Source organism: Delftia sp. JD2 (genome assembly GCF_001682645.1).
In the GTDB taxonomy this organism is placed as follows: domain Bacteria; phylum Pseudomonadota; class Gammaproteobacteria; order Burkholderiales; family Burkholderiaceae_C; genus Comamonas; species Comamonas acidovorans.
Genome location: NZ_LFJT01000022.1, coordinates 88,865 through 99,693, shown reverse-complemented (window position 1 = coordinate 99,693; position 10,829 = coordinate 88,865). Strand labels below are relative to the sequence as shown.

Annotated in this window: 10 protein-coding genes; all 10 read right to left on the bottom strand. The window is 67.4% G+C overall.

The window, feature by feature from the left end:
- Positions 1-128: 128 nt before the first annotated feature.
- Positions 129-1,124: a tripartite tricarboxylate transporter substrate binding protein gene (locus ACM14_RS14320; protein WP_012203338.1), complete on the bottom strand. Its 996-nt coding sequence runs from the start codon at positions 1,122-1,124 to the stop codon at positions 129-131.
- Positions 1,125-1,278: 154 nt separating this feature from the next.
- A complete protein-coding gene (locus tag ACM14_RS14315) occupies positions 1,279-2,208 on the bottom strand; it encodes a glyoxylate/hydroxypyruvate reductase A (protein WP_065346509.1) in 930 nt (309 codons plus the stop codon).
- An 8-nt stretch (positions 2,209-2,216) separates the two neighbouring features.
- Entirely contained in the window at positions 2,217-2,987 is a 771-nt protein-coding gene (locus tag ACM14_RS14310) for a class II aldolase/adducin family protein (protein ID WP_065346508.1), read from the bottom strand.
- A 59-nt stretch (positions 2,988-3,046) separates the two neighbouring features.
- Positions 3,047-4,591 carry a class I adenylate-forming enzyme family protein gene (locus tag ACM14_RS14305; protein ID WP_065346507.1) on the bottom strand — a complete coding sequence of 515 codons (1,545 nt, stop codon included), beginning with the start codon at positions 4,589-4,591 and terminating at the stop codon, positions 3,047-3,049.
- An 86-nt stretch (positions 4,592-4,677) separates the two neighbouring features.
- Positions 4,678-5,664 carry a tripartite tricarboxylate transporter substrate binding protein gene (locus tag ACM14_RS14300; RefSeq protein WP_012203334.1) on the bottom strand — a complete coding sequence of 329 codons (987 nt, stop codon included), beginning with the start codon at positions 5,662-5,664 and terminating at the stop codon, positions 4,678-4,680.
- 125 nt (positions 5,665-5,789) lie between these two features.
- Positions 5,790-6,722, bottom strand: coding sequence for an electron transfer flavoprotein subunit alpha/FixB family protein (locus tag ACM14_RS14295; RefSeq protein ID WP_034390428.1), 933 nt, complete (start codon positions 6,720-6,722; stop codon positions 5,790-5,792).
- A gap of 14 nt (positions 6,723-6,736) precedes the next feature.
- Positions 6,737-7,486, bottom strand: a complete 750-nt coding sequence (locus tag ACM14_RS14290) for an electron transfer flavoprotein subunit beta/FixA family protein (protein ID WP_065346506.1) — start codon at positions 7,484-7,486, stop codon at positions 6,737-6,739.
- A 209-nt stretch (positions 7,487-7,695) separates the two neighbouring features.
- Positions 7,696-8,985: a mechanosensitive ion channel family protein gene (locus ACM14_RS14285; protein WP_013803461.1), complete on the bottom strand. Its 1,290-nt coding sequence runs from the start codon at positions 8,983-8,985 to the stop codon at positions 7,696-7,698.
- Between the two features lie 92 nt (positions 8,986-9,077).
- Positions 9,078-9,887, bottom strand: coding sequence for an enoyl-CoA hydratase (locus ACM14_RS14280; RefSeq protein WP_065346505.1), 810 nt, complete (start codon positions 9,885-9,887; stop codon positions 9,078-9,080).
- 17 nt (positions 9,888-9,904) lie between these two features.
- The gene (locus ACM14_RS14275) at positions 9,905-10,810 is read right to left on the bottom strand and encodes a histone deacetylase family protein (RefSeq protein ID WP_049801441.1); all 906 of its coding nucleotides are present in this window, start codon (positions 10,808-10,810) and stop codon (positions 9,905-9,907) included.
- Positions 10,811-10,829 lie beyond the last annotated feature (19 nt).

Sequence of the window (10,829 nt, the reverse complement as noted above, 5' to 3'; positions counted from 1 at the left end):
TTCTTATCGCGCGATAAGAAAGTAGGTCGGCCGCCGGGCCGAAACCCGGCCTCGAAAAACAACCACCCGGCAGGGGCAAAAACAGAAAAACAGACCGACGAACAAAAGGATCAACGGACCAGCAAAACCTAGTCCACCGTCACCTTCGCCTCCCGAATCACCCTCCCCCACTTCTCCGTCTCGGCAGCAATGAACCGATCGCACTCCTCAGGCGTGGACCCCTCCGCAAACGTCCCCATCACCTGCTCCAGCCGCTGCGACACCTCGGCACTGCGGATGATGCGCGACACCTCGGCGGACATGCGCTGCACGATCTCGCGCGGCACGCCGGCCGGCGCGATCATGGCCGCCCAGGTGCTGCCCAGCAGGCCGTCGTAGCCCTGCTCCACGAAGGTGGGCACGTCGGGCAGCGCGGCCAGGCGCTTGTCGCTGGCCACGCCGATGAGGCGGATGCGGCCGGCCTTGGCGGGCTGGATGAGGTTGGGCGGCGGGTCCAGGAACAGCGGGATCTGGCCACCCATGAGGTCGGCCAGCGCAGGCGCAGCGCCCTTGTAGGGCACGTGGACCATGTCCGTCCTGGTGAGCAGCTTCATCAGCTCGGTGGTCAGGTGGGCGCTGGAGCCGCTGCCCGAGGAGCCGAAGCCCACCTTGCCGGGATTGGCCTTGGCATAGGCGATCAGCTCGGGCGTGGTCTTGAAGGGCGCGTTCATGGCCACGGCAGCGACCAGGGGCGAGACGCCCATGAGCGAGACGCCGACCAGGTCCTTCTTCGGGTTGTAGGGCAGCTTGGGATAGAGCGTGGTGTTGGCCGCATAGGCCGCGATGACCACGCCGAAGGTGTGCCCGTCCGGCGCGGCCTTGGCGATCTGGTCCACGCCGATGATGCTGTTGGCGCCGGGCTTGTTCTCCACGATGACGGGCTGGCCCAGGGCCTTCTGCAGGCCGACCTGCAGCAGGCGCGCCATCTGGTCGGTGAAGCCGCCTGCCGTGTACGGAACGATGATGCGGATGGGCTTGGAGGGCCAGGGGCTCTGGGCCCAGGCCGAGGGGGCCAGCACGGTGGTGGCTGCTGCAGCTGCGGCAGCGGTCGATTGCAAAAAGCCGCGGCGGGAAGTCGAAGGCATGGTGTCTCTGGATTCTTCTCAGTTGAAAAATGGCCCCCACGCTACCCTTGCTGCGCAAGGTCCGCTGCCCCCCAAGGGGGCCGCTTTTCATCTTGGGGCGGCCCGGCGATGAAAAAACGCCACGCAACAGCGCAGCGTCGGATGAAAAAAGGGCTCAATACCCCCGCGCCACATCCACAAGGTTGAGCAGCGGCTCGCCCGCGCGCAGGCGGCGCAGGTTCTCCAGGCACTGGCGCGCCACGGTGTCGGCGGAGGCCTGGGCCGCGATGTGCGGCGTGACAAAGGCCTTGGGATGGCCCCAGACCTTGTTGCCGGGCTGGGGCGGCTCGTCGCGCAGCACGTCCAGCGCGGCGCCGGCCAGGTGGCCTTCGTCGAGCAGGGCCAGCAGGTCATCTTCCACCACCTGTTCGCCGCGCCCCACGTTGATGAAGTAGGCACCGCGCGGCAGCAGGGACAGGGTGCGGCGGTCCAGCAGGTCGCGCGTCTCGGGCGTGAGCGGCAAGGCGCAGACCAGGATGTCGCTGGTGGACAGCAGCTGCTTCAGACCTTCGGCACCGCTGTGCGTGGCCAGGCCTGCAATGCTCTTGGCGCCGCGGCTCCAGCCTGCGACAGGGTAGCCGACGGCCTGCATGGCGCCGGCCACGAAGCGGCCGACCTCGCCCAGGCCCAGGATGCCCACGCGGCAGTCTGCGCTGGCGCGCACGGGGCGGCGCAGCCAGTCGCCGGCCTGCTGCTGGCGCGCGAACAGGTCCAGCTCGCGCGTGTGGCGCAGCGCGGTGCCGACCACGTACTGGGCGATCTCCACATGCTGCTGCGGATCGACGGTGCGCGCCACGGGCAGGCCGGCCGGCAGGTCGGGCACGGCCAGCAGCTTGTCCACGCCCGCGCTGGGCGCGCACAGCAGCTTCAGGCCCGGATAGGCCGGCAGCACGCCCGGCTTGAGGCTCCAGGCGAGCATGGCCTCGACCGCGTCGGCCGGCGCTTCTTCGCGGTGGCCCCAGACCTGCACGCCGGGCGCCAGCGCGCGCAGCGAGTCGACGATGGGCGCGCCCATGCTCGGGTGGATATTGACCAGAATTCCCATGGTTTCCTTCAGTCCTTGTAAGAAGGGTCTATGCGGTCCAGGCGGCGCAGCAGGCCGGGCCAGGCCAGGCCTGCGCCCTTGCCCTTGGTGACCTGGCGCGACTGGTTGACCGCGTCGGCAATGATGTCCTGCGGGATGCGCGTGAGCTCGCCGCCGCCCGACTGCGCCAGGATCTGGATGCGGCAGGCCGACTCCAGCGTGTACATGGCCAGCACGGCCTCGGCCACGTTGCGGCCGCAGGTCAGCAGGCCGTGGTTGCGCAGGATGAGGAAGTTGCTGGCGCCCAGGTCATCGACCAGGCGCGGCTTCTCGTCGTCGCGCAGGGCCACGCCTTCGTAGCCGTGGTAGGCCAGGCGCGCCAGCGGGAAGATGGACTGCTGCGAGATGGGCAGCAGCCCCTCCTTCTGCGCCGAGACGGCCACGCCATAGCGCGTGTGCGTGTGCAGCACGCACTGCACCTCGGGACGGCCGTCGTGGATGGCGCTGTGGATGACGAAGCCGGCCGGGTTGACGTCGTACTCGGTCTCCATCAGCGGCCGGCCCTCGTGGTCCACCTTGACCAGGCTGGACGCGGTGATCTCGTCGAACAGCATGCCGTAGGGGTTGATCAGGAACTGGTCGGGCTGGCCCGGCACGCGCGCCGAGATGTGGGTGAAGATCAGGTCGTCCCAGCCGAAGTGGGCGACCAGCCGGTAGGCGGCGGCCAGTTCGATGCGGGTCTGCCATTCCTCGGCCGTCACCTGGCGGCGGACCTCGGACATCGTGGTGTCGTTGCTCATGGGGTGTACCTCTTGGTGGACATCGTGGTGGACATCGTTTGGAGAAAGCATCCGCCGGTTCAGCGCCCCGTCGCGTACTGGTCGCGCAGCTCGCGCTTGAGCACCTTGCCGATGGCGCTGCGCGGCAGCTCGGCAATGAAGCGCAGGTCCGCCAGGCGCTGGGTCTTGCCGGCCCGCTGGTTGTACCAGCCCATGATGTCCTCGGGCAGGGCCGGCTGCCCCGCGCGCGACACCACGTAGGCCACGGGCGTCTCGCCCCATTGCTCGGACGGCACGCCGACCACGGCCACGTCGTCCACGGCCGGGTGGGCGCGCAGCTGGGTTTCCAGGTCGCTGGGGTAGATGTTAAAGCCGCCGCTGATGATCATGTCCTTGCGGCGGTCGAACAGGGTGAGGAATCCATCGGCATCGAAGCGGCCCACGTCGCCCGTGCGGATGAAGCGCTTGCCCGTGGGGTCGAACCATTCGGCCTCGCGCGTCTTGGCAGGCTGGCCGTGGTAGCCGGTCATCATGCTGGCCGAATGGCCCACGACCTCGCCATCCTCGCCGGGGGCGACCTCGTGGCCGTCCTCGTCGATGAGGCGGATGTCATGACCCTCGGCAGGCTTGCCCACGGTGTGCAGCTTGTCCTGGTGCAGATGGGCTTCGAGGATGCAGGTGCCGCCGCCTTCGGTCATGCCGTAGAACTCGGTCAGGCTGCCGGGCCAGCGCGCCACCACGTCGGCCTTGAGCTCGGCCCGGAACGGCGCGCTGGTGCAGAACTTGGCGCGGAAGCTGGACAGGTCATGCTCGCCGAACTGCGGCAGCGCCATGATGCGCTGGTACTGCACGGGCACCAGCATGGTGTGGGTGACGCGGTGCTGCTGGGCCAGCTGCAGGTAGCGGGCCGCGTCGAATTTGGGCATCAGTACCACGCAGCCGCCGCTGCCCAGCGTGGGGAAGAACACCACCAGCGTGGTGTTGGAGTACAGCGGCGTGGCCAGCAGCGTCGTGCCATCGGGGCCATAGCCGTAGACGCTGCCCCGGTTGATGTGGGCCCAGCGCATGCCGTGCGACTGCACGATGCCCTTGGGAGTGCCCGTGGTGCCCGAGGAATAGATGATGTTGAACGGCGCGGCCGGCTCCACGCTCACGGGCGCGGGCTGCGCGCCTTCGGGCGCCAGCCAGTCGTCAAAGGCCCGGCCGGGCGCGGCGCCGTCCAGCGAGATGCATTGCAGGGCGCCGTCGGCAGGCACCAGGTCCTGGGCCGCCTTGTCGAGGAACAGGTGGCGCGCCTGGGCATCGCGCAGCATGGAGGCCAGGCTGTCGGCCGTGGAGGACGGCGCCAGCGGCGCAACCACCACGCCCGCGCGCAGGGCGCCCAGGAACAGCGCGGCATAGCGCACCGAGTTCAACGCGCAGATGGCAATCGCCTGGCCAGACTGCACGCCGTCGCGCTGCAGCGCGGCGGCCACGCGGTCCATGAGGGCGTCGAGCTGCGCGTAGCTCAGCGTCTGCTGGTCGTCGCGCAGCGCGGCATGGGCCGGCTGCTGGCGCGCGTGGCCGCGGATCAGCTCGGCCAGCGTGGTGAAGGGCGCATCGGGCGAAGGCAGGGAGACAGTCATGAGGGACTCCGTTTCACGAATTCACGAATCTCAAGCGGACTGCGCCCGCCAGCCTCCTGGCCCTGCGGGCGCATTGGAGGACAGGCCTACTTGGCGGCCAGGCCCAGGCGGTCGATCAGGACCTTGTCCTTGGCATAGGCCTCGCGCACCCACTGCGCATAGTCGGCGCCGGAGCGGTACCAGGCGTCTTGGTTCAGCTGCTTGAGCACCTCGATGTGGCGCGGGTCATCCATGGCTTTCTTGAAGGCGTCGTGCAGCTTGCGCACCACGGCCGGGTCCATGCCCTTGGGGCCGGCCAGTCCGTAGGGCGAGGTGGAGACCACGCCATAGCCCAGCTCCTTGGCCGTGGGCACGTCGGGCCAGCGCTGGGTGCGCTTTTCGCCGAAGGTCATGAGCAGGCGCATCTGGCCGCCATCCACATAGGTGTCCCAGCCCGAGGCATCGCTTTGCGCGGCCACGTGCCCGCCCAGCAGGGCCTGCTGCAGGTCGGCGTTGCCCTTGAAGGGCACGTGGTTGAGCGTGACCTTGGCGTTCTCGGCCAGCTCCTCCATCAGCAGGTGGGGCGAGGAGCCTATGCCGGTGGAGCCGTACTCGATCTTGCCGGGGCTCTTGCGCGCGGCGGCAATGTATTCGTTGAAGCTCTTGTAGGGCGAGTCCGAGCGCACCGTGAAGCCGAAGGTGTAGCCCGAGACGCCGATGATGTAGGTGAAGTCCGTGACCGGGTTCCAGGCCGTCTTCTGCATGTGCGCCATGCGCAGCATGGACATGGGGAACTGGGTGATGGTGTAGCCATCGGGCTTGGCCGTGCGCGACATGTTGCCCGGGCCCAGCGTGCCGCCCGCGCCGGGCTTGTTCTCCACGATGATGGTCTGGCCCAGCTGCTTGCCCGCGATGTCGGCCAGGGTGCGCATGTGGCGGTCGGTGGAGCCGCCTGCGGGGAAGGGCACGATCAGCGTGATCGGGCGCGTGGGAAAGTCGCTGGCCTGGGCCCATGCCGGTGCGCTGGCGCCCGTGGTGGCCACAAAGACAACAGCCGCAAGCGCAAGGCTGCGGCGGCCAATGGAAATCTGCATATCTGTCTCCTGCATCTCTGAACCAGGTGGGGCCGGGGCACATGCCTTGTGTGCCGCTCTGGCCAGGGCCCGGATACTTCACCCGGGCCCGTTGGCACCGCCTCCCGGTGCGGTGCCTTGCGTTCTTACAGCGACTGCACCAGCTCGGGCACGGCCTGGAACAGGTCGGCCTCCAGGCCGTAGTCGGCCACCGAGAAGATCGGTGCCTCAGGGTCCTTGTTGATCGCCACGATCACCTTGGAGTCCTTCATGCCGGCCAAGTGCTGGATGGCGCCGGAAATACCGGCCGCAATGTACAGCTGGGGCGCCACGATCTTGCCGGTCTGGCCGACCTGCAGGTCGTTGGGCGCATAGCCTGCGTCCACCGCTGCGCGCGAAGCGCCGATGGCGGCGCCCAGCTTGTCGGCCAGAGGGGTCATGACTTCGTTGAACTTCTCGCTGCTGCCCAGCGCGCGACCACCGGAGACGATGATCTTGGCGGCCGTCAGTTCCGGGCGGTCGTTCTTGGTGACCTCGCGGCCCACAAAGCTGCTCTTGCCGTTGTCGCCAGCGGCGGCCAGCTGCTCCACCTGGGCGCTGCCGCCCGTAGTGGCCGCTGCGTCAAAGCCCGTGCCGCGCACGGTGATGACCTTGATCTTGTCGCTGCTTTGCACCGTGGCAATGGCGTTGCCGGCGTAGATGGGACGCTCGAAGGTGTCGGCGCTGTCCACCTTGGTGATGTCGCTGATCTGGGCCACGTCCAGCTTGGCGGCCACGCGCGGCGCGGCGTTCTTGCCGCTGGCGGTGGCGGGGAACAGGATGTGGCTGTAGTTCGAAGCAATTGCCAGCACTTGCGCCGCGATGTTCTCGGCCAGGCCGTCCTTCAGGCTGGCGCCATCGGCGTGAATGACCTTGGACACGCCAGCGATCTGGGCCGCGGCCTGCGCAGCGGCGCCGGCATTCTCGCCCGCCACCAGCACATGCACGTCGCCGCCGCAGGCCAGGGCCGCAGTGACGGTGTTGAGCGTGGCGCTCTTGATGGAAGCGTTGTCGTGTTCTGCAATAACGAGGGATGTCATGTCTGCGAATTCCTTTAGATGACCTTGGCTTCGTTCTTGAGCTTGCTGACCAGGGTCGCCACATCGGGCACCTTCACGCCAGCGCCGCGCTTGGCGGGCTCGGCCACCTTGAGCGTCTTCAGGCGCGGGGCCACATCCACGCCCAGCTCTTCAGGCTTGACCGTGTCCAGCTGCTTTTTCTTGGCCTTCATGATGTTGGGCAGCGTGACGTAGCGCGGCTCGTTCAGGCGCAGGTCGGTGGTGATGACGGCCGGCAGGCTCAGGGCCAGGGTTTCCAGGCCGCCGTCCACTTCACGGGTCACGTTGACCTTGTCGCCAGTGACTTCGACCTTGGAGGCGAAGGTGGCTTGCGGCAGGTCGGCCAGGGCCGCCAGCATCTGGCCGGTCTGGTTGGCATCGTCGTCGATGGCCTGCTTGCCCAGGATGATCAGGCCGGGCTGCTCCTTGTCGACCAGCGCCTTGAGCAGCTTGGCGACGGCCAGGGGCTGCAGCTCCTCGGTGGTCTCCACCAGGATGCCGCGGTCGGCACCGATGGCCATGGCCGTGCGCAGGGTTTCCTGGCACTGGGCCACGCCGCAGGAGACGGCGATGACTTCGGTGGCCACGCCCTTTTCCTTGAGGCGAACGGCTTCTTCGACGGCGATTTCGTCAAAGGGGTTCATGCTCATCTTGACGTTGGCGATGTCCACGCCCGTGCCGTCCGACTTCACGCGGACCTTCACGTTGTAGTCCACCACGCGCTTGACCGGGACCAAAACCTTCATTGCAGCGGCTCCTGATTGATTGATAGATTGACGTTTACGTAAACCGAAATCATTGTATGCGGCGCTGCAGCAGCTGCGGCAGGTTTCCCTGACGGCCGAGGGCCGCATGCGCGCTCACAAAAAAGAACGATCGTGCCATTTTAAGCACGACCCTTGAGATTTACTGCGGGGGAACAGCCTGAACTCAGGGTATGCACCTAGGAATAATCCTAGCTGCTTTTCTCTGCTGCCTGAGCCACCACGCCCCCGCGTTCGGTGATCTGTACCACCTGCTTGGGGACTGGCAGGCTCACGCCCGCGGCACGCAGGCCGCGCAGCACGGCGAGGTTCACCTCGGAGCGCACATTGCCCTGGCCATTTTGCGGGTCGTTGATGTAGTAGCTGAGACTGAACTGCAGACCCTGCTCGACGAAGTCGACCAGTGCCACCGAAGGCGCAGGCGTCTTGAGCACGCGCGGCTGCGCGGCTGCTGCGTCGAGCAGGATGCCGCGCACCTGCTCCACATCGCTGTCCATGCCCACGACGATGTTGGTGGACAGGCCGAACTTGACGTCGAATCCGGTGAGATTCTCCACACGCTGGGTGATCAGCGTCTCGTTGGGCACGATGGATTCGCGGCCGTTGAGCGCGCGGATGATGGTGTAGCGCGTACGGATGTCGGTGATGCGGCCCTCGAAGCCATCCACGCGCACGTTGTCGCCGATGCGCAGCGCGCGCTCGATCAGCACCAGAAAGCCGCTCACATAGTTGGAGGCGATCTTCTGCATGCCGAAACCCAGGCCCACGCCGATGGCACCGCCCATGACGGACAGCGCCGTCAGGTCCACGCCCACCATGGACAGCGACACCAGCAGGCCCACCAGGATCAGCACGCTGCGCGTGATGTTCATGGCCACCTTGCGCATGGACAGGTCGCTGACCCACTGGTTGATGACCTTCTGCTCGAACAGCGTTGCCACCCACAGCACGGCCACCATCATCAGGCCCGCCGACAGCGTGCCCTCGATCAGGTTGAGCAGGCTGACGGGCGTCTTGCCGATGTTGAACTGCAGGGCCTCCAGCTCCTCCATGACCTGCGGCAGCAGGCCGATGCTGTGCAGCACGGCCGCGCCCCAGGCCAGCCAGGAGAAGATGCGCTCGATCAGGCGCACCACGGTGGAGTGGGGGAAGGTCCGGCTGAGCACCCGCGCCACGAAGCGGATCACCGACAGGGACACCAGCAGCGACACGGCCACGCGCAGCCAGAACACCGTGGAAAACCGCGCCAGGATCTCCTGGCTGGTGAAGACCAGCACCAGCGCCAGCAGCGGGAACAGGGCGCCATCGAGCGCATGGCGGCCTATCCATACGGAGGGCTTTCCATCGTTGAGATGGCCGTAGCGCGCATGCAGGCCGCGCATGGCGCCGTAGGCCAGCAGCAGGCAGGCGATGAGCACGGAGAACTCCAGCCAGGCGCTGGAGCTTTGGAAGTCGTTGATGAGCTTGTCGAAGATGTCCATGGGTCAGGGCCGTTCCGCCGCAAGGGCGCAGGCCGCCATCATCGCGCAGATCCAGGACAGGCCGACCGGACCGGGACCTACATGCAGGTCGGTCAGCGGCCCGTCTTCCAGGCCGGTTCGCGCTTGGCGGCGAAGGCCTGGGCGCCCTCCTGGGCGTCGGCATCCATCATGTTGGCGGCCATGGTCTGGCCGGCCAATTGGTAGGCCGCCTCGATGCCCATCTCGCGCTGGCGGTAGACCAGCGCCTTGCCCATGGCCACGGCCGCACGGGGCTTGCTGACGATGGACTGCACGAAGTGCTCGACGGCATCGTCCAGCGCCTCCTCGGCCACCACGCGGTTGACCAGGCCTTGCTCCAGCGCCTGCTGGGCGTCGATGAAGTCGCCCGTGAGCAGCATCTCCATGGCCTGCTTGGCCGGCACATTGCGCACCAGCGGCACGCTGGGGGTGGCGCAGAACAGGCCGTAGTGGATGCCGCTGGTGGCAAAGCGTGCCGCCTGGGCAGCAACGGCCAGATCGCACTGGGCCACGAGCTGGCAGCCTGCCGCCGTGGCAATGCCGTGCACGCGCGCGATCACGGGAACGGGCAGCCGATGGATGGACAGCATCATGCGGCTGCACTGGGCGAACAGCTTCTGGTAGTAGTCCAGCTGCGGATGGGCCGCCATGTCCTTGAGGTTGTGTCCGGCGCAAAAGGCCTTGCCGGCCGCAGACAGCACGACCACGCGCACGGACTCGTCGCGCGCCACGTCGTCCAGCGCCTGCTGCAGCTGCGTGAGCATCTGCTCGCCCAGGGCATTGAAGCGCTGCGGGTCGTTGAGCGTGAGGCGCACGACGCCGCGCGCGTCGCGCTGCACGTCGAGCAGGGGGCTGGCTTCAGAAGGATGGGTGCTCGCGTTCATGGTGCTCCAGATCCGGTTCAGAGGTCGGCCAGCACGCGCACGTGCGCTTCCACGCTGCGCGCAAGCGGCCCCATCACATAGCCGCCTTCCAGGCAGGAGACGATGCGCCCCTTGGAAAAGCGCCGCGCGATGTCCTTGATGCGCGAGGTGATCCAGGTGAAGTCCTGCTCGGTCATGCCCAGCTGGCCCATGTCGTCCTCGCGGTGGGCGTCGAAGCCGGCGCTGATGAAGATCAGCTCGGGCTTGAAGGCCTCCAGGCGCGGAATCCACATCATCTCGACGATTTCGCGGATGTCCATGCCCTTGGTATAGGCGGCCACCGGCACGTTGACCATGTTGGCGGCCGGATGCTGGTCGCCGCTGAAGGGATAGAAGGGGTGCTGGAAGATGCCGCACATGAGCACGCGGTCGTCGCCGGAGAGGATGTCCTCCGTGCCGTTGCCGTGGTGCACGTCGAAATCGATCACGGCCACGCGCTTGAGGTGGTGACGGCTGAGCGCGTACTTCACGCCCACGGCCACGTTGTTGAAGAAGCAAAAGCCCATGGCCTGGTGGCGCGTGGCGTGGTGGCCCGGCGGGCGCACGGCGCAAAAGGCGTTCTCCAGCTCGCCGGCCATCACCGCATCGGTGGCCGCCAGCGCGGCGCCGGCCGCATGCAGGGCGGCCGAGAAGGTATGGCTGTTGATGGAGGTGTCGGTGTCGATCTGGGAGTACTCGGGGCCGCCGGCCTGCTGCTCCTCGACCAGGCGCTGGGTCAGGCCCTGCAGCGCGGCCACATGCATGCGGTCATGGGCCAGTTCGATGTCGGCCAGCGAGGCCTGGGGGGCCTCGTGCCGCTCCAGCGCATCGGCCACGCCGGTCACCAGCAGCCGGTCCTCGATGGCGTCGAGCCGGGCCGGGCATTCCGGGTGCCCCGGCCCCATCTCATGCCGCCAGCACTCC